25 protein-coding genes and 1 riboswitch are annotated in these 26741 nt (G+C 31.2%); of the genes, 3 read left to right on the forward strand and 22 right to left on the reverse strand.

The window, feature by feature from the left end:
* Positions 1-63: 63 nt before the first annotated feature.
* The 12 genes from HPRAE_RS09355 to HPRAE_RS09410 all read right to left on the reverse strand — a co-directional run bounded on the left by HPRAE_RS09355 (position 64) and on the right by HPRAE_RS09410 (position 14926).
* On the reverse strand, positions 64-3144 hold the full coding sequence (locus HPRAE_RS09355) for an efflux RND transporter permease subunit (protein WP_014553961.1): 3081 nt from the start codon (positions 3142-3144) through the stop codon (positions 64-66).
* Complete coding sequence (locus tag HPRAE_RS09360; protein WP_014553962.1) at positions 3141-4619, reverse strand: efflux RND transporter periplasmic adaptor subunit; 1479 nt, start codon at positions 4617-4619, stop codon at positions 3141-3143. The genes HPRAE_RS09355 and HPRAE_RS09360 overlap by 4 nt, the downstream gene beginning before the upstream one ends.
* Positions 4609-5898, reverse strand: coding sequence for a TolC family protein (locus HPRAE_RS09365; protein ID WP_014553963.1), 1290 nt, complete (start codon positions 5896-5898; stop codon positions 4609-4611). The genes HPRAE_RS09360 and HPRAE_RS09365 overlap by 11 nt, the downstream gene beginning before the upstream one ends.
* Before the next feature lies 1 nt (position 5899).
* Positions 5900-6478 (reverse strand): TetR/AcrR family transcriptional regulator, encoded by a 579-nt coding sequence (locus HPRAE_RS09370; RefSeq protein ID WP_014553964.1) that lies wholly within the window; start codon positions 6476-6478, stop codon positions 5900-5902.
* A 179-nt stretch (positions 6479-6657) separates the two neighbouring features.
* A complete protein-coding gene (locus HPRAE_RS09375; protein WP_014553965.1) occupies positions 6658-6951 on the reverse strand; it encodes a YkvA family protein in 294 nt (97 codons plus the stop codon).
* A gap of 179 nt (positions 6952-7130) precedes the next feature.
* Complete coding sequence (locus tag HPRAE_RS09380) at positions 7131-7982, reverse strand: MetQ/NlpA family ABC transporter substrate-binding protein (protein WP_014553966.1); 852 nt, start codon at positions 7980-7982, stop codon at positions 7131-7133.
* 80 nt (positions 7983-8062) lie between these two features.
* On the reverse strand, positions 8063-8737 hold the full coding sequence (locus HPRAE_RS09385; protein ID WP_014553967.1) for a methionine ABC transporter permease: 675 nt from the start codon (positions 8735-8737) through the stop codon (positions 8063-8065).
* Positions 8730-9752: a methionine ABC transporter ATP-binding protein gene (locus HPRAE_RS09390; RefSeq protein WP_014553968.1), complete on the reverse strand. Its 1023-nt coding sequence runs from the start codon at positions 9750-9752 to the stop codon at positions 8730-8732. The genes HPRAE_RS09385 and HPRAE_RS09390 overlap by 8 nt, the downstream gene beginning before the upstream one ends.
* Positions 9753-9839: 87 nt before the next feature.
* Positions 9840-9947, reverse strand: a riboswitch (SAM riboswitch).
* Between the two features lie 112 nt (positions 9948-10059).
* On the reverse strand, positions 10060-12093 hold the full coding sequence (locus HPRAE_RS09395) for an ATP-dependent helicase (protein ID WP_014553969.1): 2034 nt from the start codon (positions 12091-12093) through the stop codon (positions 10060-10062).
* Between the two features lie 140 nt (positions 12094-12233).
* Positions 12234-13121: a PHP domain-containing protein gene (locus tag HPRAE_RS09400; RefSeq protein WP_014553970.1), complete on the reverse strand. Its 888-nt coding sequence runs from the start codon at positions 13119-13121 to the stop codon at positions 12234-12236.
* A 166-nt stretch (positions 13122-13287) separates the two neighbouring features.
* Positions 13288-14049: a YdcF family protein gene (locus tag HPRAE_RS09405; RefSeq protein WP_014553971.1), complete on the reverse strand. Its 762-nt coding sequence runs from the start codon at positions 14047-14049 to the stop codon at positions 13288-13290.
* The gene (locus tag HPRAE_RS09410) at positions 14033-14926 is read right to left on the reverse strand and encodes a nucleoside hydrolase (RefSeq protein ID WP_014553972.1); all 894 of its coding nucleotides are present in this window, start codon (positions 14924-14926) and stop codon (positions 14033-14035) included. Before HPRAE_RS09410 ends, HPRAE_RS09405 begins: the two co-directional genes overlap by 17 nt.
* 186 nt (positions 14927-15112) lie before the next feature.
* On the opposite strand from HPRAE_RS09410, the gene HPRAE_RS09415 reads away from it, so the two are divergent.
* Entirely contained in the window at positions 15113-16021 is a 909-nt protein-coding gene (locus HPRAE_RS09415; RefSeq protein WP_014553973.1) for a sulfurtransferase, read from the forward strand.
* A gap of 98 nt (positions 16022-16119) precedes the next feature.
* Here HPRAE_RS09415 and HPRAE_RS09420 read toward each other — a convergent pair whose 3' ends face one another.
* The 8 genes from HPRAE_RS09420 to ahpC form a co-directional block, all read right to left on the reverse strand.
* Positions 16120-16554 (reverse strand): DUF188 domain-containing protein, encoded by a 435-nt coding sequence (locus tag HPRAE_RS09420; RefSeq protein ID WP_014553974.1) that lies wholly within the window; start codon positions 16552-16554, stop codon positions 16120-16122.
* A complete protein-coding gene (locus HPRAE_RS09425; RefSeq protein WP_014553975.1) occupies positions 16554-17105 on the reverse strand; it encodes a cob(I)yrinic acid a,c-diamide adenosyltransferase in 552 nt (183 codons plus the stop codon). Before HPRAE_RS09425 ends, HPRAE_RS09420 begins: the two co-directional genes overlap by 1 nt.
* Positions 17106-17145: 40 nt before the next feature.
* A complete protein-coding gene (locus HPRAE_RS09430) occupies positions 17146-17790 on the reverse strand; it encodes an amino acid ABC transporter permease (RefSeq protein WP_014553976.1) in 645 nt (214 codons plus the stop codon).
* Positions 17790-18548 (reverse strand): amino acid ABC transporter ATP-binding protein, encoded by a 759-nt coding sequence (locus HPRAE_RS09435; RefSeq protein ID WP_014553977.1) that lies wholly within the window; start codon positions 18546-18548, stop codon positions 17790-17792. Before HPRAE_RS09435 ends, HPRAE_RS09430 begins: the two co-directional genes overlap by 1 nt.
* Positions 18538-19224 (reverse strand): amino acid ABC transporter permease, encoded by a 687-nt coding sequence (locus HPRAE_RS09440; RefSeq protein ID WP_014553978.1) that lies wholly within the window; start codon positions 19222-19224, stop codon positions 18538-18540. The genes HPRAE_RS09435 and HPRAE_RS09440 overlap by 11 nt, the downstream gene beginning before the upstream one ends.
* Positions 19225-19480: 256 nt before the next feature.
* Complete coding sequence (locus tag HPRAE_RS09445; RefSeq protein ID WP_014553979.1) at positions 19481-20215, reverse strand: basic amino acid ABC transporter substrate-binding protein; 735 nt, start codon at positions 20213-20215, stop codon at positions 19481-19483.
* 238 nt (positions 20216-20453) lie between these two features.
* Positions 20454-21980, reverse strand: a complete 1527-nt coding sequence (gene ahpF / locus HPRAE_RS09450) for an alkyl hydroperoxide reductase subunit F (RefSeq protein WP_014553980.1) — start codon at positions 21978-21980, stop codon at positions 20454-20456.
* Positions 21981-21995: 15 nt separating this feature from the next.
* Entirely contained in the window at positions 21996-22559 is a 564-nt protein-coding gene (gene ahpC, locus HPRAE_RS09455) for an alkyl hydroperoxide reductase subunit C (protein ID WP_014553981.1), read from the reverse strand.
* Positions 22560-22797: 238 nt separating this feature from the next.
* Between ahpC and HPRAE_RS10945 the strand changes: the two genes are divergently transcribed.
* Together HPRAE_RS10945 and HPRAE_RS09465 are read left to right on the forward strand one after the other, a co-directional pair.
* Positions 22798-23784 (forward strand): M23 family metallopeptidase, encoded by a 987-nt coding sequence (locus HPRAE_RS10945; RefSeq protein ID WP_014553982.1) that lies wholly within the window; start codon positions 22798-22800, stop codon positions 23782-23784.
* Positions 23785-24216, forward strand: a complete 432-nt coding sequence (locus HPRAE_RS09465; protein ID WP_014553983.1) for a bactofilin family protein — start codon at positions 23785-23787, stop codon at positions 24214-24216. It abuts the gene before it with no gap.
* A 70-nt stretch (positions 24217-24286) separates the two neighbouring features.
* Here the strand turns inward: HPRAE_RS09465 and HPRAE_RS09470 are convergent, their stop codons facing one another.
* Positions 24287-25699, reverse strand: a complete 1413-nt coding sequence (locus tag HPRAE_RS09470) for an alanine/glycine:cation symporter family protein (RefSeq protein WP_014553984.1) — start codon at positions 25697-25699, stop codon at positions 24287-24289.
* A gap of 58 nt (positions 25700-25757) precedes the next feature.
* Positions 25758-26708, reverse strand: coding sequence for a glutaminase A (glsA, locus tag HPRAE_RS09475; protein WP_014553985.1), 951 nt, complete (start codon positions 26706-26708; stop codon positions 25758-25760).
* Between the last annotated feature and the right edge of the window lie 33 nt (positions 26709-26741).

A 26741-nucleotide genomic window follows, 5' to 3' on the forward strand; every position in this document is an offset into this window, starting at 1 on the left:
TTACTATTTAAAATTTTTAAAGCTGAGAAGAATTAAATCTCTTCTCAGCTTTTTTTGACTAACTTAAATCAATTTTGCTGCTTCTTCTTTGGAAATTCCCTTAACTTTAGCTACAATAATTGTTCTTAAATCTGTAACTAGAGAATAGAAAATTGGAATTACAAATAAAGTTAAGAAAGTAGCAAAAGTTAAACCACTAACAATTACAATCCCCATCGGCTGAGTTGATTCTGAACCTTCACCAATGCCCATTGCTATTGGTAAAAGACCCAAAATAGTTGTTAAGGCTGTCATCATAATTGGCCTTAATCTAACTGTTCCAGCTGTAATTATAGCTTCAATTTTATCTGTACCCTTACGCCGCAGCTGATTAATATAATCAACCATAACTATAGCATTATTAACAACTATCCCTGCTAGAGTTATGAGACCTAAAATTGAAGGAACAGAAACTATACTATTAGTAATATACATTCCAAAAATAACTCCAATCAAAGCTAGGGGAATAGTAAACATAATAGTAAAAGGATGAACAAGTGACTCAAATTGAGAAGCCATTACCATATAAATTAAAATAATAGCTAAGCCAAAAGCCATACCTAAACTGCTAAATGATTCCTGCATATCTTCAAACTCACCTTCATAGCTAAATCTATAACCATCTGGTAATTCAACTTTAGCTAAACGAGATTGAATTTGGCCCATTACAGTCCCTAAATCTACACCATGGATATCAGCAGTTATTTCCGAATAACGCTCTTGGTCTTTACGCAGAATTTCTACAGGTCCTTCAGTTATTTCCAAATCAGCTAATCGGCTAAGAGGGATCATCTCACCTGAAGATGTTTGGATATTCAACTCAGATACCTGAGACATTTTTTCAATTTGGTCTTCTTCTAGACGAACTCGGATATCATACTCATCACCTGCAATTTCATAACGAGTAGCAGTTGTACCATCAATAGCAGATCTAACTGTATTTGCAATTTGACTTACATTTAAGCCAAAACGACTTGCTATAGAACGATTAACATTAATTTGATATTCAGGCTGTCCTTCAGTAAAACTATCTTCAATTTCTCTCAGTCCTTCTATATCTTCAATAGCGGCAACAGCTTTTGCGGTCTCTTCCTCTAAGGTGCCAAGATCATCACCTCTTAATTTAACATTAACTGGAGCACCTCCACCACCACCTCCGCCACCACTCTGTTCTTCAACAGAAAGGTCAACATCAGGTATTTTAACTTTTTGCCTTAAAGATTCCATTATCTCATTAGTTGATCTATTTCTTGCAGCAGAATCAACAAGCTGCACATTTATATTTCCAATATGACTACTTGTATTTGAAGACATTCGACCTCCAGAACCCACATTTGCAATCACAGTCTCTACTTCTTCTATTTCCATTAAAGTTGATTCTATTTCTGTAGAAACTTCATTTGAACGTTTCAATGATGTACCTACTGGAAGCTCATAACTAACAGTAAAGGCTCCCTGGTCTGTACTAGGCATAAATTCAAAACCAATATGTGGGACCAAAGCAAAACTACCTGCAAGTAAAACTACTAATAAAACAGCAAAAACCCAACGGTGTTTTAAAGCTCGAGTTAAAGAGCTTTTATATAATTTCTTAATTCTACCTTCTTTTTTACTGCGATCGAGCTCTTCTTGTGAGACTTTCAAAATTTTAGAAGCCAACATTGGGATTAAGGTTAAAGCAACTAACAAAGAAGCAATTAAAGAAAAAGCTACTGTTAAAGCCAAATCTTTAAATAACTGACCTGCCATCCCTTCCACAAATACTATTGGTAAGAAAACAACTACAGTTGTAATTGTAGAGGCTACAATGGCCTTGCCAACTTCTGATGATCCTTCACGAGCTGCTTCAATTTTACCTTCACCTAAACTTCGGTAACGATAAATGTTTTCTAATACAACTACTGCATTATCGACCAGCATCCCGACTCCAAGGGCCAGTCCACCTAAAGAAATTACATTTAAGTTAACATCAGCAAAATACATTAAAATAAAAGTACCAATAATAGAAATCGGCATTGCTGTTGCTATAATTATTGTACTTCTAATATTCCTTAAAAATAAGAAGAGGATAATAACGGCTAATAAACCACCGACAACAGCATTTTGACTAACACTAGCAATAGAATCTTCAATAAATTCGGATTGATCCATTGCTAAAGAAAAACTATAATTTTGATAATCATTCTGAATATTATCTATTTCTTCTCTAACTAATTTTGCTACTTCAACAGTATTAGAATCTGTCTGTTTTTGAATTGAAAGTGAAAGACTCCGCTCACCATTAGTTCTAGCTAAAGTAGATAAATCTGCAAAACCGTCTTTAACTTCTGCTACATCAGATAATTTAATTTGACCATTTCCAACTGGAATATTAATATTTCTAATTTCATCTAAATTTGAAAATTTACCAACTGTTCTAACTAAAAATTCAGTATCTCCCTGTAGTACCTCACCAGCAGAAACATTGACATTTTCTGACCTAACTATATTTGTAATCGTATCATAATCTAAATTATAGTGTTTTAACTTATCTCTTTTTACTGAAACAATAATTTCTCTTTCTAATCCACCCTGCATATTAACCTGAGCTACTCCAGAAATTCTTTCTAAACGGGGGATTAATTCATCATCTACTTCTTCTTTTAGTTCATCAATTTCTAAACCTTCTGCCGAAACACCATAATTCATAATTGGCATCATTGAAGGATCAAATTTGAAAATCATTGGAGACTCAGCATCTTCAGGCAAAACCGAACTACTAATTAAATCCACCTGTTCTCTTAAATCCTGAACTGCAAAATCCATATCTCGACCCCAATTAAATTCAACAACTACTGTAGAAGAACCCATAGAAGAGGTAGAATTAATTCCTTTAACACCTTCTACAGTAGCAACAGAGCTTTCAACCTGTTTTGTAATTAAATTTTCTATTTCCTCTGAGCCAACACCTTCATAAGTTGTAATTATAGCTGCTCCTGGAAAAGTTATATCTGGAAAAAGATCAAGACTCAATCTTGAGAGCGCAACTGTTCCTATTAAAAGCACCATCAAGATAATCATTGCAGTTGTTACTGATCTCTTTATCGAAAAATCTGATATTTTCATCGATTTCTCACCTCAACTGACTGTCCATCCTCTAGGTTGCTTTGACCCCTTATAACTACTTCTTCTCCAGCAGTTAAGCCAGCTAAAATCTCAACTTTACTGTCAGTTGCAATTCCGATCTGAATATCTTTTCTTAGAGCTTTACCAGACTCAATAACAAAGATATATGGTTGATCACTATTTAAATCAACAATACTTTCAATTGGGACCACAACTGCTTGGCCTGCTTTACCTTTTGCTAAACTAACATCTGCAAACATCCCTGCTCTTAGTTTATGATCTTTATTTTCTATTTTTACTTTAACTAAAAAAGTACGACTAGAACTATCTGCTGCTGGAGCAATATTTGTAATTTCTCCATCTATAAAATGCTGCATTGTTTCAGGTTTTACTTTTACTAGCTCACCCTTCTTAATAGCAGATGCTGTAGCAGCAGTTACACCAATTTCAGCATATAATTCATCTATATTTATCAAATTAACTACAGTCTGACCATTAGAGATCATTTCACCTTGATCCACATTAACCTGATTTACTACTCCTGTAAAAGAAGCTGTAATTTTTGTTTTAGAAATCTGATCTTTTGTCTGATCAAGACTTGCTTCAGCCTGTCTTAATGAAGCCAGTCCAGCTCTTACTTTTTCCTCTCTCGGACCTCTTTCAGCTTCATCTAGATTTGCTTTAGAGACTTCCAAATTACTTTGTGCATTTTCTACCTGATTACGAGCATTTTCTAACTGTTGTTTGAGTTCAGTTGGATTATCATAAGTTGCTTTTGTTAACTGATAATTTCTTTCCGCTACCGCAAGTGAAGTTTTTGCCTGACTCAAAGAACTTTCAGCATTTTCAAAAGAATTTTCTGCTTGATCTAATTTATTTTCGGAAATTACATTATCAGCATAAAGCTTTTTTGACCGCTGATAATCTTTTTTTGCCTGATCATAATTAATTTGAGCTTGATTTAAACTTTGTTTTGAATTTTCCAACTGCTGTTCAGCACTTACAAGCTGCTGTTCTAAACTTCTACGATTATTATACAATTCTTCCATTAATTTTAAATTAGTTTTTGCACTTTCTAAACTGTTTTTTGCATTTTCATATGACGACTTAACTCTTGTCATTTCTTCTTCAGTTGCTCCATTTTTCAACTCATTATAATTAGCACGAGCACTTTCTAATGCAGCTTCAGACTGCCTTTTTTGAATTAGTAATGTTTGATCATCAATTTTAATTAATTCTGATCCAGCTTCTATTTCATCACCAATTTCAACATTAACTTTTTCTGCCACTCCACCAGTCTGAGCTGGAATATCTACATCCTGAATAGGTGTTAAAGTACCAGTTATCAACTCATCTAAGCTTATATCTTCTGTTTTTGATTCTGTTACCTCTACAACCTGCCCAGCTTGGGCGGCTACACTACTGCTAATAAATAAGACGACCATTACTAAAAAAATTATACTTTTATTTTTCATTCTCAATCACATCCTCAAAATATTCTTTTAAACGGCCAGTTTTATCTAAAGTTCTAAATCTTTCAATATCATAGTCATATTCAGACTGAAGCAAAGAAATTTTAGCTTGGTTATAAGTTGATTGAGCATCAATTACATCAGTATTACTAGCAACTCCTGCCTCATAACTTTTATTTGCAATTTCTAAATTTTCTTCAGCATTTTCTAAAGATAATTTTTCTAAATCTACTGCTTCTTTTGTTTCTTTAACAGTTAAAATCGAATCTTCTACTTCAATATCCAGATTTTCTAATAGATCCTGGCGTTTATTTTTTAATTTCTGAAATTCGTTTTCCTGTTTGTCAGCCTTAATACCACCTTTACCGCCATCATACAAGGGGATATTTAGACCTAAAGTCATTTTCCAACTTTCTTGATCCATAAATTCTTCTCCCTGCCAAGCATAAGAACCATTTAAAGAAAGATTTGGCCGATAATACTGACCCTCTAATTTCTGATTTAACTTTAAAATCTCTTTATTTAATTCTATAATCATTAACTGATTATCATTTGCTAGAGCTGTTTTAAAAAGCTGACTCTGATCTAAACTAAAATCAAAAACTGTTTCTGGTTTTTCAACACTATATTGAGTTTGGGAATTTAATAACTGGGCCAGCCGCCGCCGAGCAATTTTCAAATCATTTTTAGCTGCTGTCAGCTTTTCTTCAGCCTTTCTTTGTTCAATTTGACTCTGCAATAAATCGCGCCGAATAGCGATTCCAGCTTCTAAATTATTTTTCACTACCCGCAAATGCTCATCTACTGTAGCTAAAGCTTCTTCTCTAATTTCAACCATTCCTTCAGCCTGTAAAACTCCATAATAAGCCTGAATTAGAGAGAAAATCTGAGCTTCAACTGTGTCTTCATATTCTGCTCTAGCCATTTCTAAACTATAATTAGCAATTTCTTTCTGCATTGGTACTTTACCACCAGTCCAAAGTGTCTGTGATAAACCAACAGAAGTACTATAGCTTTCATCAGAGCCCGTTGACTGTTTTTCATCAAATTTTGTATAAGAACTCTGCAGATCTAAAGTTGGAAAATAAGATCTAATTGCTAGATCTATATCTTTTTCTGCAGTTTGAATATCTTTACGTGCATTTTTTAAAGTTCTATTCTGCTCAACTAAAAGTTGAACTGCTTGATCTAGTTCTAAATTTTCAGCAGCCAATACATTGACACTTAAAAATGAAAAAATTAAAACTAAAATTAAGCTAATAACTAAATTTTTATTTTTCATCTTAATGCTCCTCTCTACTAATCCCATTCATTAAAAAATCATAAATAAAATCTATTTTCTGATCTACATTTTCTGCCCCATCTAATAATTTTTTAGTCTGGGGAGTAAATAAAACTGTTAAAATAATAGTTGCAATATCATTTGGATCTGCATCTTTAATAAACCCTTCTGCAATTCCCTGTTCAATAATATTAGTAACTACACCTATATTTTGCTGATGTTTTAATTCAAGTGTATCCTTAAAATTATTATTTATCAGTTCAATATTATTTCTAAAAACATCCAAAATGTTCAAATTATCAACTAAAGTTTCTAAAACACATTCAATTAAATTTTTGATCTTTTCTTTGCTAGTCCCCTCTTTGTTAACAATTTCTGTAAACAAACGATTAAAATGATCCATTCCACTAAATGCAATTTCTCTAAAAAGTTCTTTTTTACTATCAAAATGCCAATAAAGAGTCCCCTTACTAATTTCTGCTCCCTCAGCTATTTCGGTCATTGAAACACCATGATAATTATTTTCAGCAAAAAGCTCAACTGCTGATGTTAAAATCCTTGTTTTTGTATCTTGAGCCATAACGCCCTCCTTAATTATTCTAAACTTATTTTCTCGACTAACCGGTCAGTTGTTATTATAACCATAAATTAAATTTTTGTCAACCGATCGGTCGAGAAACTAAAAAAGTTTATCTATTTATAATTTACTAAATTTTCGCTCTATTTAATCTAAATTATTATTTTTTCTTTTTTTAATAATTATTCAACAGTATAATCATCAACAACGATAGCATCTGGATCTTTTTTCTTCTTCTCTAAATCGGGATCACCCTTTTCATATTTTGCCAAAAGTTTTCTTAGTACAGGCCACATTACTATAAAAACTGCAATATCATCAATTTGACCTAAAATTGGAAAAAAATCACCTACTAAATCAAAAGGCAAAATCAAATAAGCAACTGGTACTAAAAATAGTGCCTTTTTACTTAGCTTCACCTCAGAATTTTTCATAAAACTTATAATCTGAAAAATAGTTTTTAAACTTTTACCCATAATTACACCTCTTTTACTTAAAATAGCCAAAAATATTAATTTAAGCTAATATAAAATATATCATTCTCATTTAAAAAGTTAATTTAATCAGCTTCATATTACTTATTATACTATATCAAAAATAAAAGAACAAAGAGAGCAGAAATAAAATCTGCTCTCTTCACAATTAACTATTCTAATTAAAATATATAATCACCTGTTTTACTTCTCACTGCTCCAGCTGCTTGACCACTGTCTAGCGGCTCAAATGCTGGTACAACAGCACCTTCATATTCTTCCAAAATAAATTCTTTAACAGCCTCAGATTGAATAACTGCTTTTAAAATTTTAATTTTTTGACTATCTTTATCCTCAGCTCGAACAGCAATTACATTAACATAAGGTGAATTTTTACCTTCAATTAATAAAGCATCTGCAACTGGATTTAAATCTGCTTCTAAAGCATAATTAGTATTTATAATTGCAGCTGCTACATCATTTAAAACTCGAGGGAGCTGTGCTGCACCTAACTCTTTAAATTTTAAGTTTTTAGGATTTTCCTTAATATCAACTGGAGTTACATTTAAATTATTAGGATCTTTTAAACTAATTAAGCCTTTACTGTCTAATAAAATTAGGGCCCTACCTTCATTTGAAGGATCATTAGGAATAGCAATTTGAGCTCCAGCTGGAATTTCTTCTAAACTATTATATTTTTCAGAGTATAAAGCAATTGGTTCTAAATGGACTTTAATCACAGCTTTTAAATTCAAAGCTCTATTTTTGTTAAATTCTTTTAAATAAGGAATATGCTGAAAAAAATTAGCATCAATACTACCATCAGCTAAGGCAATATTTGGAGTAACATAATCTGTAAACTCAACTAAATCTAAATCAATCCCTGCTGCTTTTAACTCAGTTCTAATAAAATCTAAAATTTCTGCATGAGGCACTGGAGTAGCACCTATACTTAATTTATGATCAGCAGCCTGTACAGAACCAACAAAGACAATACTTAATAAAACTAAAATTAAAATTGTTTTCTTTAACATAATTATCTCTCCTCTTCTACTTTAATTAGATTTTTAAATTATCTATAACTTAAATTTATTTCAAGTTGATTAAATATTAATTAAGCACGATGATCAAAAAAATCAGCTATTTGATTACCAATAAACTGAATAAGCTGAACTAAAATCACTAAAATAACTATAGTTTTTAATAAAATAATAATTTGAAAACGATGATAACCATAACGAATCGCTATATCACCAAGACCACCTGCTCCAACTGCTCCTCCCATGGCTGAGTAATTAACCAAACTAATAGCAGTTAAAGTTAAACCCAAAATAATAGCTGGTAATGCTTCTGCAATTAATACTTTAAAAATTATCTGCAGAGGATTAGCTCCCATTGATTGAGCTGATTCGATTACTCCTTGATCAATTTCTAAAATTGCATTATCTATCACTCGACCTAAAAAAGGAATAGCAGCCAAAGAAAGTGGTACAATCGCTGCATTAGTTCCAATTGAACTGCCAACTATAAATCTGGTTATGGGAATTATAGTTACCATTAAAATAATAAAAGGAACTGAACGGCCAAGATTAATTATACTATTTAAAATAAAATTAATTTTCTTATTTGGTAAAATATGCTCTGCCCTAGTAACTGTAGTTAAAACACCAAGTGGTAATCCACCTAAAATTCCAAAAAACAGAGAAACAGCTACCATATATAATGTTTCTAAAGTCCCATTAATCAACAAATTATTGTTTTGAATAAATTCTGCAGCAAAATTAAACATCTTCTAACACCTCTACTCTTAAATCTTGACTTCTTAAATAATCAATACTAGCTTCTATTTTTGTCAATTTTCCTTCTAAATCTAAAATTAAAGTTCCAAAAGGAACAGCCTGAATTTCATCAATATTACCATATAAAATATTTGCATCAACTGAATAATGTTTGACTAAATCTGAAATATATGGTGCATGAGTTTTTTCACCTAGAAAAGAAATCCTAATTAATTTGCCAGGTCTTTTTTGATGTAAATATTTAATGATTCTTTGAGGTAACTCAAAATCTATAACTGAACTAATAAATTTTTTAGTTAAATCTTTTTGGGGATTAGCAAAAATATCTAGTATAGAACCTGATTCAATAATTTTACCTGATTCTAAGACACCGACCCGGTCACAAACTTCTTTAATCACCTCCATTTCATGAGTAATTAAAATAATAGTCAAATTCATTTCATCTCTAATTTTAGCTAAAAGTTCTAATGTAGCCTTAGTACTTTCGGGGTCTAAAGAAGAAGTTGCCTCATCAGATAAAAGTACATCTGGCTCATTAGCTAAAGCTCTAGCTATACCTACTCTTTGTTTTTGACCTCCAGATAGTTGAGCTGGATAATGATCTAAACGATCTGCTAAGCCTACTAAAGCTAATAATTTTTTGGCTTTTTTACGCCTTTTATTTTTCTTTACCCCAGCAATTTCTAAAGGAAACTCTACATTTTTTAAAACAGTTCGTGAAGTTAAGAGATTAAAATGCTGAAAAATCATACCTATTTTTTGCCGAGCAGCTCTTAGATTGCTTGAACTAAGCTCTGTTAAATCAGTCCCGTTAATATTAATTGAACCTGAACTAGGCTGTTCTAACAAATTAAGCATTCTAATCAAGGTACTTTTACCAGCCCCACTAGGGCCAATCATTCCAAATATTTCTCCTGCCTCAATTTCCAGATTAAGCCCATCAATTGCTTTAATAATTCCCTGTTTAACAACATAATTTTTGCTTAAATTTTTAATTTTTATCAAAATATACCACCTCTAAATATAATAAAACTGCTCCCAAAATAAAGAGCAGTTAGAATGAAAAAAATCCTCTTGAGAGGATTTTATTACCTCTCATCTATCATTTCTCTTTTGGAAATGCTGGAATTAGCACCTTACTAATTAAAAGTAGGTTGCCGGGTATCATAGGGCCAGTCCCTCCACCGCTCTTGATGATCTTTATTTTATTTTTAAGTTATTAGATAGTTTATCACTATAATTTAATTAAGTCAAGCAATTTTAATAATTTATCCATTTGAGAATTAACTCACTTGTACCCGGTTCAAGTGAATTAAATCACTTGTTTATCTTTTCGCATCTGAATCCCAGAACCCCCTTTTTTACTTTCTACACTTGTAAAATCAAGCCTCTGCTTTGGCAGCTCAGTTAAAAACCGTGATGGATAAAGCTGTTTATACTGACCCTGTTCTCCAGCTACTTTAGTTTTGGCAAAAGAAATAAAAAGCAATTTTTCAGCTCGAGTCATAGCTACATAAAATAAACGTCTTTCTTCTTCAACTGCATAAGGGTTTAGCCCAGCTTCTTTTGCTTCCAAACTTTTCAAATGGGGAAAAACCTCTTCTTCTGCTCCAATAATAAAAACTACTGGAAATTCCAACCCTTTAGCCGAATGAGCAGTCATCACTTTTACTTTTTGCTCCTTATTTTCACTTATATCTTTATCAGCAATTAATTTATTAATTAATAAATAATCATAAAGTCCGCGGCCAGGATTATTTTTTCGGAAATTAGATATATCCTCCAAAAACATATTTAAATATCTTTTTCTGCCTTCAGGGTCATCAAGCTCAGCTAATACATTTTGCTCAAAATCTACCCTTTGATAAAGTTCTAAAGCTTTTTTATCCATCGGTAATTTTTCCTCACGCAGATCATAAATACTATCAATTACTCGTCGCTGAAATTCAATAATATTTGCTGCTTTATTATTACCAATTCCCTTAACAACAGTTGGACTTTCAAAAACATCTGTAATTTTCATTTTATTTTCGCGAGCATATTTAGTAATCTCACTTAATAAAATTTCTCCAACTCCATGAACTTCAATTCTAAACAATCTTTTTAAAGCTAAACGATCATTAGGATTAACTATTAATTTTAAATAATTAACAAAATATCTTATTTCCTGGCGATCAAAAAAGCTGAGGCCACCAACTAACTGATGTGGAATTCTAAACTTTGGTAATTGTTTTTGGAGCTGCATTGACTGAAAATGACTGCGGCATAAAATAGCAATGTCACTTAATTTATAATTATAAAAATCTACTAGGTGATTTATTCTTTTACAAACATATTTTGCCTCAACCAAAGGACTTTCAGCTTCAGCTATAAAAATGGGAGCTCCATCATCTGATTCAGTCCAAGCTTCTTTAACTTTATTTTGAGTATTATTATTTATTAACTTATTTGAAGCAGAAATAATATTATTTGAACTACGATAATTGCGCTCAAGTTTAATTACAACTGCTTCTGGATAATCTTGTTCAAATTCTAAAATATTACTAATATCTGCCCCTCTAAAACCATAAATACCCTGCCAGTCATCACCAACAACAAATATATTATTTTGAGGTTTGGCCAATAAAGAAATTAACTGATATTGAGAATGATTTACATCCTGATATTCATCTACCTGAATATATTTAAATTTATTTTGATATTTAGTCAAAATTGCTGGATTAGACTCCAAAAGTTCAATTGTTTTCTTAATTAAATCATTAAAATCAAAACAATTATTATTTGCTAATACTCTTTCATATTCTTGATAAATTTTACTAACAATTTGATAAAAATGTTTTGAACCTTGATTTTCAGCTTGGGCATACTCAGCTGTTAAATCAGCAGCTAAAACTAATTCCATCTTTGCCTTAGCAATAATATTAAAAATCATTTTTGGATCATATTCAGTAGCTTCTAAACCAAAATCAAATATAATATCTTCTACAATTGCCAGCGAATCCTTAGTATCATAAATCAAACAACCTTCAGCTCTATTTATTTTATTTAAATTTTCTCTTAGTATTTTAAGACAAATACTATGAAAAGTACCAAGGTTCATTTCATCTATAATCTCTGATCCAATTAATTTGCCGATTTTAGCTTTCATATCATCAGCAGCTCGATTAGTAAAAGTAACTGTTAAAATATTTTGGTGACTAACTCCATTTTGAATTAAATTAGCAGTTCTATAAGTTAGAGTTCGTGTTTTACCACTACCAGCTCCAGCCAGTACTAAAACTGGCCCAGTTAAAGTCTGAGCTGCAATTTTTTGTTTAGGGTTCAAATCATTTAATAAGTGCTTCATTATTTACTCCTTTTATTTGCCTAATTATATTATTTAAAGTAAAGAAAGCCGCCTGCTAATTAAAACTCATCTCAGCAGACAGCTAATATTTCTAAGCTAACGGTTTATAATTATATAAAACTTTCAGTTAAATTACAAGCCTATTTTGGGCTTTCAGAATTTTCTTTTTGCATAAAAGCTTCTAGTTTTTCTAATTCAGCTCTGCTTAAACCACAGTCCCCTGGCAAAATTCCAGGAGAATTTTCTCCATGGTAATCAGAACCACCTGTTATTAGTAAATCTAGTTCATTTGCAATTTTTTTATAATGCTCAGTTGTTTTCTGATCATGTTTAGTTTGATAAACCTCAATTCCTTTTAATCCAACCTCTTTTAACCTTGCAATTTCTGCTTGCTCAAGAGCAGGACCATGATTGATAACATAAGGATGTGCAATTACAGGTATTCCACCTGCATTTAAAATTACTTCTATTGCCTCAGCTGGTAAAACATTTTTCTTTTCGGCATAAGCTTTTCCTCCACCAGCTATTAATTCTTGAGTAAAAGCATCTCCTATTTCATCAATATATCCCTTTTCTACCATTGCTCTTGCTAGATGAGGACGCCCTAAACTAACACCTGTAGCAAATTTCTTAACATCCTCAAACTCAAGCGGATAACCCATTTGACTAAGTTTCTCAATCATCTTATGAGTTCTCTCTACTCTTGAATCTAAAATTGCCTCTGTTAACCCAAGTAAAGCATCATTTTCTAAATCAATAAAATAACCTAAAATATGATATTCAGCTCCACCACGATAAGTAGAAATTTCTATTCCTGGAATAACCTTTAAACCCTTTTTACTAGCCAAAGCCTGAGTTTCTTTAACTGAATTAAGATTATCATGATCAGTAACTGCAATAGTCTCTAAACCTAATTCAAGACAAGTATCTACAAGTTCTGCTGGAGTTGAAGCTCCATCAGAAGCAGTTGTATGCATGTGTAAATCAATTTTTTTTCTTTCTCCAAAATTATTTTTATTTTTAGACATCAATATCAGTCTCCTTAAACTTTTTTAGACTAAATTTAAAAGCTAAATTAATCTTATTTAGTCAAACTATAGTTTTAGTTTATCAGAAAAACTTTAAAATATCATTAAATCATAGAAAACAATTTATATTTTTAAATAGATAATTTTTTAACTATTATTAGCTAAATCAAATTCTACCCTTTAAATAATACCAAAACAAACCAATCCACTCATGTAAAGCAGTTAAATTAGCATTTAATGCACCACGGCTGGGGAAATAATCTAGCCAACTTAATTTATGGTTATAAATAAAACCAGAATGAACAGGCAATACTTCTATCTGTTGGGCTTTAAAAACAGTCATCGATCTTAACATATGATAAGCAGAAGTAAATAAATACACTTTTTTAACCTGATGCTGTTTAATCCATTTTCTTAAATACGCTGCATTTTCAAAAGTTGTTTGAGCCTTAGTTTCAGAAAAATAAAATTCTAAATCCATTCCTAAATCCTGCAAAAATTCTGAAGCTGCATCTGCTTCAGAAATATTTTGCTGACCAATAGCAACTCCACCAGAATAGATTAAAGGAGTTTTTAAACTGCGATGAAGCTCATAACCCTTAACCAAACGCTGCAAACTATGAGTGGAAGGAGTTGTTTTTTTAGCTGAATAATAGTTTGAGCCTCCACCTAAAACTACAATGGGGTATTTTTGAGAAACTTCTACTAAATTTCTTTCAGCATAATTTTCCAAAGGATGAACTAAGACTCTAGCTCCCACAGCAGTTGCCAGAAAAATAAGAAAAATTAAACTAAAAACCGCAGTCAATCTGATTAATTTAGAACTCTTATTTTTAAATAAATAAATTAAGAAAACAAAATTTAAAACTATAAAAATTCCAGGCGGCAGCAAAAAAGAAGCTATTATTTTCTCAAGAGCTAAAATCAATTTGATCCCAAGCTCTAAAAACGATATTTTTAAATCTCTTTGTATCAACAATAATTGAAGGCAGGTTAATAACTGCTCCACTCTGCAGTTTAGCTGCTGTTTTTTCAGTCTTAATGGTACTGGATTTTAAATCTTCAACACTAGAAACAAACTGAGACTTATTATAAGCAAAAAGTTCTGGAGCCACAAAATAAACCACAGCTACTAGATCCCACATATAAAAGCCACTTAAACCAATGACTTCAGAAGAATATTGATACCAGCTTTCAATTGCTTTTTTGATATAAGCACGGATAGCCTTATTTTTAGATCTTTTAATTCTGCGCCATGATTTTTCGCCAAAACGAGCTGCTAAAGCAAGATTCCTAGATAATAAGGCAACAGGAACTTCAGCTTTTAGTACTTTTTCCGCTGCTTTTGGATCCAGACTAAAATTAAGATCAGTAATTAATTGATTAGAAATTTCAATTTTTTCTGTAATTCCACCCATAATAATAATTTCTTTTAAATTCCTAAAAAAATCAGGATCAATTTTTGCAGCTGCATATAAATTTGTTAGAGGGCCAATTGCAATTAGAGTTATTTCATTTTTATTTTCAGCAGCAGTTTGAGCTAAATATTGAGCTGCTTTCGTTTCTAAATCACAAGCTTTAGCTGCTCCTTTAAAATGTGGTATTTTATTTTTTAAATTAAAATCATTTATCATTTTTTCAGTAGTCTGATAAGTGTTTTCCAAATTACTATTACCAAAAACACTTGTTAGAGCCATTAAATCTATCTCAGAGCTTCCAACTAAAAAGAGAAATGCTAGGCCAGCAGTAACATCTTTCTGCTTTAGTCCCATTGTATTATCAAAATCTAAAATTACTTTTTTCATTTTAGCTTCCTTAAACCAATTATTTGCTAGTTCTTTGTTTAATTTCAACAAAAATTCAAAAAATCCTGCCTTTTTACAATTTTTTGGCAAAGCTTAAAATTTGGGATGAAAAATTTTGCTCTAAAGTATATAATAGATAATAAAGAAGATCAATCTTAACTAAAAAGAAAAATTAGGAGGCAGCAGATGAATTTTTTCAAAGATAAACTAATAATTATTTTAAGCATTAGCTTTTTTATATTTATTTTTTTTAGTCCTTTAAGTTTAGCTAATTATCAAAAATCAGAACTCTTAATTTCCCCCACAGCCTTAAAAGAAAAATTAGAGCTTGATAATAATAAGCTGAAAATAATAGATGTCCGCAGTAGCCTTAACTATCTTTTAGCTCATATCCCAGGAGCTGTTAATTTACAGCCAGCTAATTTTAGCAATGATAAAGCTTGGGTTTCAGGTTTAATTGCTGAACCACAGAATTTTAATTTTGTAGTTGCAAAAAAGGGAATTCATAATGATTCTGAAATTATAATTTATGCTGATCAAAATCAAGTCTGGCCAACAAGGCTCTGGTTTATTTTTAAACTTTACGGAAAAAATAAGGTTAGAATCTTAAAAGGAGGGCTTAAAGCCTGGAAGGAAGAAGATTTTGCTTTAGAGAGAATGTCTTTTAGGCCCCAAAAAGGTGATTTTGTAGTAAATAAAGTCAATAATGATTTGTTAATAAATACTGACACTATTGCTGAAAATCTAAATAATAAAGATTTTTTAATAGTAGATACAAGACCGAAAGCAGAATTTTTAGGACAAAACACAACAGCAAAGGCTCAACGTCAGGGTAGAATCCCTAATTCTGTACACTTAGATTGGCAAGAATTTTTAGATCAAAATAATAATTTTAAATCAATAGCAGTTATTAAAGAAATTTTGGCAGCTAAAGGAATTAATAAAAATAAAGAAACTATTGTCTTTTTATCGCGTGAGGGAGTTGAGGCCAGTTTTAGTTTTTTTACTCTCAAATTATTAGGCTATAATAATCTAAAATTATATGATGATTCCTGGCTTGGCTGGAGTCAAAGAAAAGATTTACCAATTCAATAAAAAACCCCTTTTTTCTAAACTAAATTTTTAATAGCCAATCTAGTTATTAAAAGGGGTTTTAATCTCAAACTGATATTTATTTATTAAATTTTATTCTCTTAAGAGTTTTCAATTAGCCTAGTTAATCCTTTTTGAAAACGCTGATCATCAAGTTCTGATCTTTTCTGGTGGCTAGTCTGCCTACCAGTTCTTTTTCTAGTTTTAAACTGAAAGTGTCTTTTAGCCAAAAGCATTTCTATATTTTGGTCAGTAAACTCTCTCCCAGAAAAACTGAGAACCTTTGCTTTTTTTGCTAAAGCTAAAGCAGCAAGACCATAATCAGATGTAATAACAATATCCTCTGGCTCTATATTGTTACAAAGCAGCATATCAACAGATTGAAAACCTTGATCAACAACCTTTAAAACTCCATATTCAAGTTGGTGCTGATGGTTTAAATCAGTATAAACAATTAAATCAATTGTAGAAGCTGCTGCTAACTCAACAATAATTTCAATTACAGGACAACTATCTCCATCAACTAAAATTCGCATTACTTTTTAAAATTAACATAATCCAAATCAGTTTCAGAATAACGAGCTAAAGTATAAATTAAATCTGAGAGACGATTAACATATTTCTGTAAATCTAAACTAATATCTGCTTTACCAGCTAATTTTGTAATCCGTCTTTCAGCTCTTCTACAAATAGTTCTAGCTTGGTGTAAAGCACCACTAGCTTTAGAACTACCAGGAATAATAAACATCGATCTTTCTTTTTTGTTCATCTGTTCTAAATAATAGTCAATCTTATCTTCTAGAAATTTTATATCTTCTTCAGTGATTTTTTCAGGAAACTTATTCCAATTAGGTGTTGCTAATTCCCCAGCTAAATTAAATAATTTACGCTGAATAGAACGAATAAGATCATAAATTTCTTCATCATCTACAAAATTCTTAGCAAAGCCCAAAACAGAATTAAGCTCATCTACTGTACCATAACTTTCTACTCTCACAGAATCTTTAGGCACGCGAGAATTGTCATAAAGACTTGTTTTACCTTTGTCTCCACCCTTAGTATAAATTTTCATGTCTTTACCTTCCATTTGATCACTTCTCCTTTTTATTTTTTTAATTTGACTTAGCTTAGGGAATAGTTACTTTTTTCTCTAAACGATTAAATAAATAAACAAAAAACATAATTACAGCTAAATAAATTAAAGCTACTAAAAAATAAACATTAAAGAATTGATAATTACGACTAGCTAGTAATTTTGCTTCTGTCATTAATTCTTTAGCTCCAATTACATAAGCTAAAGATGAATATTTGATCATATAAATAAACTCATTTGTCCAAGCTGGAATTACTCTTCTTAAGGCTTGTGGTAAAATAATATATCTAATACCCTGCCATTTAGTCATCCCAATAGATTGGGCTGCCTTAAGTTGACTCCCACTAATTGACTGAATTGAGCCTCTTAAATATTCTGCCTGATATACCCCACTATTAATAATAAAGCTAATCACAGCAGCAGTAAGTGGAGCTAAGCGAATTCCATAACTAGGCAGACCATAATAAATTATAAAAAGTTGAACTAAAAGTGGTGTGCCACGAATAATAGAAATAAATATTCTCACTAAAGTAGAAATAACTTTATTTCCATAAATTTTTCCCAGAGCTAATAAACTACCTAAAATAGTTCCCGAAAAACAAGAAATGATTGTAACAAATACAGTAACTCCAAGTCCTCGCAAAAATAAGGGATAATATTCACTTAAAATATCTAACATTAATTTTCACCCTCACCATATAAGTTAGTCAACTGAAATAAAAATTCCTTTGTTCTTTGATGATCAGGATTTGTAAATAACTTCTCTGGGTCACCCTGTTCAACAATGTTTCCAGCTTCCATAAAAATTAACTCATCAGCAACACTGCGAGCAAAACCCATTTCATGAGTTACAACTAACATTGTCATTCCTTCTTCTGCCAAGTTACGCATAACTTTTAGTACTTCTCCAGTTAATTCAGGATCTAAAGCAGAAGTAGGCTCATCAAATAAAATTAATTTAGGCTGCATTGCTAAAGCACGAGCAATACCTACTCTTTGTTTTTGGCCCCCTGATAATTGAGAGGGATAAGAAGCTGCATATTCTTTAAGTCCTACTCTTTCTAATTCTAAAAGAGCTAATTCTTCTGCTTCTTTTTTATCCATTTTTTTAACTTTAGTTAAACCAACCATTACATTTCCTTTGGCAGTTAAATGATTAAATAAACCAAAATCTTGAAAAACAAAGCCAATCTGCTGTCTTATTTCGTTAATTTTCTGAGCAGTGGTAATTTCCTGATCTTCTAAATATATTTTCCCCTTTTTAGGTGGAATTAAACGAATAATATTATTTAAAATTGTACTTTTTCCAGTTCCACTTGGTCCAACAATAACTTTAGTTTCTCCTTTATCTAAAGCAAAGGAAATCCCTTTTAAAACTTCTTCATTTTCAAAACTATGATGTAAATCTTCTATTTTCAATAAATGCTTAGTAGGCATCTGAATGTCCCCCTTCAATACCTATCCCTGGAATCTTATATTTTTTCTCAAACAGAGATAGAGCTCCATTAACTATAGTTGTTAAAACAAAATAAATTGCAGCAATGGTCAAATAAATTAACATTGGCCTATTTGCAGTAGCAATAAAATATTCTCCCTGTCTTAAAAGTTCTACAACTCCAATTGTAAAAGCAAGTGAAGTATCTTTCAGTACAATTGCTGATTCATTAGCAACAGGAGGTAAAGCAATTCTAATGGCCTGTGGGCTAATTATATAAAAGAAAGCCTTCATTTTACTCATGCCAAGGGAAAGAGCTGCATTCATTTGTGAACCCCCAACTGACTGAATAGCTCCCCGATAAATTTGAGATTGATAAGCTGCAGATCGAAGTCCAATTCCAATCACTGCTGCTTTAAAAATTGAAATTTGTAAACCCAGCATTGGCAAACCAAAATTTAGTAAAAGTAAAATTAATAATAAAGGAATACTGCGGGCCAAACGCTCATAAACTGCTACTAAAGCCTGAACCAGCTTATTTCCATAAGCCTGTGCAAAAGCCACAGGTAAACCAATTACTACTCCAATTAAAAGGCTCCAAAAGGTTAATTGAATGGTCACTAAAGTTCCTTCTAAAAGATAAGGTAATGCTTCTTTAATTATTTCTAAATTATTCATAATCTGTCCTTTCTCAAAAATTTTAACAAACTTTTAAAATCATAATTCCACTCTTAAAAGTTATTTTAAATTATTTAATCTAATTTTTTAAAATAAAATCTATGATTAAGCAGTTTCAATTAATTCCCACAATCAACTAACTTTTGAGAATAAAATCATTTAACAGGCAAAAAATTAAGCTTAACTCTAAAATTAAAAAAACTCCCCCCTATTTTAGCAAAGTTAAACCAAAATAGAGGAAAAGTATAATTAAATTTTATTCAAAATGTTTTTCAATTAATTGATCCATAGTTCCATTTTCTTTTAATTTTGCTAAACCTTCATTTAACTTTTGTCTAAGCTCTTCATTATTTTTACTAACAGCAATTCCATATTCTTCTCCAGTAATTACTTCTGCTACTACCTTAACTGGATTATTTTTACTATAAGTTTCTGCAACTGGTTTATCTAAAACAGCTGCATCAATGTTTTTATTAGCTAAATCTCTAATCACAAAAACAAAAGAATCATAGTTTCTGATCTCACCTGTTAAAATATCAGCCTTAATTAATTTGTTTCTCACCCAAGCATCACCAGTAGTACCAGTTTGAACTCCAATATCATTATCCCCAAATAAAACTGTTAAGTCTTCCTCGGAATCCTGATGGACTAAGACTGATTGGTTAGCAGAATAATAGGGCTCAGAAAAAGAAACAACCTTTTTTCTTTGCTCACTAATTGTCATTCCAGCAGCTACCAGATCTAAACTACCAGAAGCTAACCCTGGAACTAAAGAATCAAAACTAAGATCTCTAAATTCAACTTCAAACCCCTGCAAATCAGCAATTGCTTTAACTATATCAATATCAAAACCTACTATTTCACCAGCTTCTACATATTCAAAAGGTGGAAAACTTGCATTAGTCCCTACAACATAGCGCTGAGCCATAACCCCAGAACTTAAAGTCAACACTGTCAAAACTACTAAAATTGTTACTAAAGTTTTTTTCATTTAAATAATTCCTCCTTTAATTAGATTGCTAAATTCTCACTACTCTTTTTACTGCTCTCTTGCTAAAAAAAATATCTTAACATTGATTATACCATAATCCTGGAATTAGCAAAAGCTATATTTAAATTTAATTTAAGACTTAATCTTCTGAAACTTAAATTAAATAAAAAAATTCCTGCTGTCTAGCTTAATTACAGCAGGAATTATAATTATCATTTTTTATTATGGGGTGTTTTTCTTAATTTCTAATTAAATAATCAAAAGCTGCTAAAGCTGCACTAGCTCCAGAACCAATTGAAATAACAATTTGTTTATAAATGCTATCTGCACAATCACCAGCTGCAAAAACTCCAGCTAAATTGGTACTCTGATTGGCAGTGGTTATAATTTCACCATATTGATTCAGCTCAACTTTATCTTTTAGCCAATCTGTATTTGCTTTTAAACCAATTTGCACAAAAACTCCATCTAAATCAAGTTCTTGTTTTTGACCACTATCTCTTTCAACATAACTAATAGCATTTACTGTATCTGTTCCCTTAATTTCCTGACAATCTACATTTTTAATTACCTTAAGATTATCAATCTCTTCTAATCGATTTTGGAGAACCTGATCAGCTTTTAATTCTGGTAGAAATTCTAATAAGGTTACACTCTTAGCAATCCCAGCCAAATCAATTGCTGCTTCGACTCCAGAATTACCACCTCCGATAACAGCCACATCTTTATCTTCAAACATTGGGCCATCACAGTGAGGACAATAAGCAACTCCTTTATTCTTAAACTCAGCTTCACCAGGAATATTAAGTTGGCGCCAGCTTGCTCCAGTAGCAGCAATTAAAGTTTTAGACTTTAAAACTGCTCCACTTTCTAGCTCTAATTCTACTAATTCATTTTTTTCTAAACTCTTAGCTTTTTGAGATAAAATTAAGTCAATATCATAGTCTTCAATATGTTCTTTAAATTTACTGATTAATTTAGAACCCTCTATATTTTTTTGACCAATAAAGTTCTCAATTTCAGCAGTATCTAAAACTTGGCCGCCAAAACGTTCAGCTACAATTGCAGTTTTAATCCCTTTTCGCGCTGCATAAATAGCAGCACTGGCTGCTGCTGGACCTCCACCGACAATTAAGACATCATAAGGATCTTTCTCATTTAATTCAGAATTATCTATTTTACCAACTAAATGTTCCAAGATCTTAGTTAAAGTTAAACGACCACTCTTAAAGAATTCTCCATTTAAATAAATTGCTGGTACAGCTAAGATGCTTTTTTCTTCAACCTCACCTTTAAAGAAAGCACCATCAATCATTGTATGAGTAATATTGGGGTTAATTATACTCATAATATTTAAAGCTTGTACAACATCAGGACAATTATTACAACTTAAGCTAATATAAGTTTCAAAATTATATTCTTGCTCAATATTTTTTATCTGCTTAATTAATTTTGCTTCTACCTTAGGTTCTCGACCACTAGCCTGCAGTAAAGCTAAAACTAGTGAATTTAATTCATGACCTAAAGGTATACCAGCAAAACTAACACCAGTCTCTTGACCTGCTGCAGTTAAGCTAAAACTAGGTGTTCTGGCCAGCGAAGTTTCTTTTAGTTCAAGTTTAGAAGAAAGAGAGGCTAATTCTTTTAAAAATGAATGCATTTCTTTAGATTTTTGATCAGAACCAATGCTGGCTTTAATTAAAACATTGGCTTCTAATAACTGAAAATATTCTTTTAATTGCTCTTTGATATCTGCCTCTAACATCTTTTAAACAACTCCTTAGATTTTACCTACTAGATCTAGTCCAGGCTTTAAGGTTTTACTTCCTTCTTCCCATTTAGCAGGACATACTTCATCAGGATTATTCCTTACATATTGAGCAGCTTTAATTTTTCTAACAAGAGCACTAGAGTCTCTGCCTAAGTTACCAGCATTAATCTCTACACCCTGTACTACTCCATCTGGATCAATAATAAAAGTACCACGATCTGCTAAACCATCTTCCTCAATTAAAACATCAAAGTTTTCACACAGAGTATGAGATGGATCTCCAACCATTACAAATTCTATTTTTCCAATTGTGTCAGAATTATCATGCCAAGCTTTGTGAGTAAAGTGAGTATCTGTTGAAACAGAATAAACTTCAACTCCCATTTCTTTTAAAGCATCATATTCATTTTGTAAATCTTCTAATTCTGTTGGGCAGACAAAAGTAAAGTCAGCTGGATAAAAAACTACTACACTCCACTGTCCTTCAAAGTCTTCCTCTGTAACCTCTAGAAATTCTCCGTTCTGATAAGCGTTAGCTTTAAATGGCATTACTTTCTTTCCTACTAATGACATAATTTTTTCCTCCTATTGATATATTTTAATGTATTTATTAAGACTGATTACTGTTATCGATTATTATTATTGCATATCTTTTATTATTTGTCAAGTGAATTTTATCTTTTTTCTGTTTAAAAAAATAAAAAAATCATTTCATCTGCTAACTATCTCTTTAATTTCCTTGCTTTCTCCCTTAAAAATAGATATAATTAAAAAGAGTTTGATTAATTAAAAAATAGGCTGGGTGAACATTATGAAAGAAAAAATAAAAAACTTTTTATTACAAAAGTTTCATTTAAAAATAGTTCCAGATTCAGCAGAGAAAAATATTAAAACTTTTTCTTTAACTGCTCTTTACCCTGTTTTAGGAATTTTGATCTTAATTTTAATTTTAACTTCTTTATTTATAGGTCTTGGCACTTACAAAATAAAATATGATTCTACTCAAAATCAGATTAAAGAAGCCGAAAGTACTGCTGCCAAAAATAAGTTTCTCAAAAAAGAATTAGTTAAATTAAAATCTGATACAGATAAGCTCAGAAATTCATTGGTGATGTTAAATGAATATCAGCATAATGTTTATCAATTACTTAAAAATGAAGATTTTGATATTAAAGAAGAAGATTTTAAGCTTAAAGACTTAGAACTTAAAAATTTAGATAAACCAGATTTACCCCAAGGTGGAGTTTTTAAAAGTTATGAAATTAAAAATCAAGCAGATTTAATCAATAATATAAAAATGAACTTATCTTTACTTAAAAAAGAAATACCTGTCCATAATAAAAGATTAGCTAAATTTGAACATAAAATAGAAGAACAAAAAATAAAAAATAGAGCTAGACCAAGTATTTGGCCTTTAGCCGATAATGGTGATGGCTATATTTCTTCTCATTTCGGACCCCGAAGTGACCCTAAATCTCATCAAAATGCTTTTCATGAAGGCCTTGATGTTGCTGTTTGGTACAATACACCTGTTTTAGCAGCTGCTTATGGGAAAGTTACTCATGTTGGTTGGAAAGGAGGTTATGGTAGAGCAGTTATTATTGACCATGGTCAAGGATATAAAACTCTCTACGGTCACTTAAATGGTTATAAAGTTAAAAAAGGAGATTATGTTAAAAGAGGAGATACAATTGCTTTAACTGGTAATTCAGGTCGTAGTACAGGACCACATCTCCATTATGAAGTATTGGTAAACTCTAAACCTAAAAACCCGTTAGATTACATAGGAGGAAGATAAATGTTTAATAGTTCTAAAAATGAAGAAAATAAAACACAAAGCAAAGAAATAGAAAGCATTATTGGCAAAGGAGCAAAAATAACTGGAGAATTAGTTACTTCTAATTCAGTTAGAGTTGAAGGAAAAATAGATGGTTCAATTGAATCAAAATCAACTTTAGTAATTGGTAAAGAAGCTTTAATAAAAAATAAAGTTCAAGCTAAAAATATAACTATTGCTGGTCAAGTTGAAGGAGAAATTATAGCTCATAATAAAGTAGAACTACTCCAAACTGCTAAAGTTAATGCTGATATTAGTACCAAATCTTTAAAAATAGAAGAAGGAGCTGTTTTTAATGGCTCTAGCAAATCACTAACTGAGCATAAAACAGCAAAAATTAATCAAAAAGATAAAAAACAAAAAACAAAAAGTAACAATAAAAATAAGAAATAAAAGCAAAAAAACGCTAACAATTAAGTTAGCGTTTTTTATATGTAACAAATATTATTTTTAATTAAAAAATTTAATCCCAACACTCAACTTCAGCTGTTTCAGAAATTGTATCCTTTTTAAAAACAGGATTTTTGCCTAGTTTTTTCTGATCTGCATAGTCTTTAAGTACTTTAGCAGCTATAGGAGCTAAGAAAGTAATTGCAATTAAATTAACAAAAGCCATTAAACCCATTGATAAATCTGCCATATTCCAAACTAAATTAATTTTAGAAACAGAACCAAATAAAACCATAGCTAAAACAGCAATTCGATAAACAATCAACCAATTATTACTTATATTACCAAATTTAATATTTGTTTCACCATAAACATAATTTCCTAAAATGGAACTAAAAGCAAATAATAAAATAGCTATAGCTACAAAAATATCTGCCCAAGGACCAACAGTTTTGGTTAAAGCTAATTGAGTTAATTGAATCCCTTCTAAACCAGTTTCAGTATAAACTCCAGAAATTATAATTACAAAAGCAGTAGCACTACAGATTAAAATCGTATCAGTAAAAACTGCTAAAGTTTGAACTAATCCCTGTTTAACTGGGTGAGTAACTTCTGCGGTAGCAGCTGCATTAGGAGCACTACCCATTCCAGCTTCATTTGAGAAAAGACCTCTTTTAATTCCCATCATAATAGTAGCACCTAAACCACCACCAATAGCTTCATTTAAACCAAAAGCATTACTGAAAATTAATGAAAAAACTTCTGGAACAGCAGATAAATTCTTGAAAACTACAATTAGAGCTATGATTAAATAACCAATTGCCATAATAGGTACTATTTTTTCAACTGTCCTGGCAATTCTTTTAACTCCACCAAAAATTATAATTGCTACAAAAGCAGATAATACAATTCCTACTCCAAAACGACTAAAACCAAAAGCTTCTTCAAAAGCAAAAGTAATAGTATTAGCTTGAACTGCATTAAAAACTAAACCAAAAGAAAAGGTTAATAAAACTGAAAATAAAATTCCCATCCATTTTTGATTTAAAGCCTGATCCATATAATAGGCAGGTCCACCCCGATAATTTCCGTTTTCATCCTTAATCTTATATACCTGGGCCAGAGTAGATTCAATAAAACCAGAAGCAGCTCCAATTAAAGCAACTACCCACATCCAAAAAACTGCCCCTGGACCTCCAACAGCAATAGCAATTGCTACTCCTGCCAAGTTACCAGTTCCCACTCGAGAAGCAATAGTAACACAAAAAGCCTGAAAAGATGAAACTTGATCCCCCAGTTCTTGACCAGAAACAGAACTAACAGCTTTTTCACTTAAGAGAGTAATCATCTCTTTTATAAATCTAAACTGAACAAATTTAGTTTTAAAAGTAAAATAAAGTCCTAAACCTAAGAGCATATAAACTAAGGCATAAGACCAAACTATTTTGTTCCCCCAGCCTATAATATTTTCTAAAACAGCTAACATCTTATCCACTCCTCTATAATATTAATCTTCTTAAAATTACTCTAAAATACTTTCTAACTTATAAAATACTTAAATCTAAAGCCTGAGCCAAATTTTCTAAAATTTTGAGACCTGTAATACTATTTCCATTGGCATCTAAAGCAGGACCAAAAGTCCCAATTCCAAATTTACCTGGAACAATAGCTAACATTCCACCACCAACACCACTTTTGGCTGGCAGCCCAACTTTAACAGCAAATTCGCCTGATTCATTATATAAACCACAAGTCACCATCAAAGCACGTACTAATTTAACTATAGCTGCTGGAACAATTTGCTCTTTAGTTTCATAATCTACTCCATCATTGGCCAGTATAGCTCCTAAACTTGCTAATTCTTTTGCTGTAACTAAAATAGAACACTGCCTAAAATATAAATCAAGTGCTGCTTCCACCTCCCCTTCAATAATGTTTTTTTCCTTCATATAATAAGCTAAAGTTCTATTTCGAATTCCAGTTCTTTTTTCTGATAAATATACTCGCTCATCTAATTCTAAGTTATCACTTTTAGTAATTTTTTTAAAAAAATTCATTATTCTTGCAAATTTAATTTGAGGGCTATCACCTTTAATCATCGAAGTTACAGCTATTGCTCCAGCATTAATCATCGGATTAAAAGGTTTATTACAGCAATTAATACTTTCAATTGCATTATAAGATTTACCTGAAGGCTCCATCCCTACCTTTTTAAAAACAGCATCTCTTCCATTATCTAATAAAGCTAAAATTAAAGTAATAATTTTAGAAATACTCTGGATAGTAAATCTAGTCTGATAAGCACCTGCATTAAACGATTCTCCTTTAATTGTCCAGATACTCAAACCAACTTGAGTAGGATCTGCCTCAGTTAAAACAGGAATATAGCTTGCCAAATTACCTAATTTAGCATAATGCCTATTATTTTCAACCACTTCTTCTACTTTTTGCTGTAATTGCTCTTTATTTTTAGAAATTAAGCTATTATATAGCATACTGGCCTCCTTTATTTTATCATAATTCAGTCT

This window comes from Halanaerobium praevalens DSM 2228 (assembly GCF_000165465.1).
GTDB classification, from domain to species: Bacteria; Bacillota; Halanaerobiia; order Halanaerobiales; family Halanaerobiaceae; genus Halanaerobium; species Halanaerobium praevalens.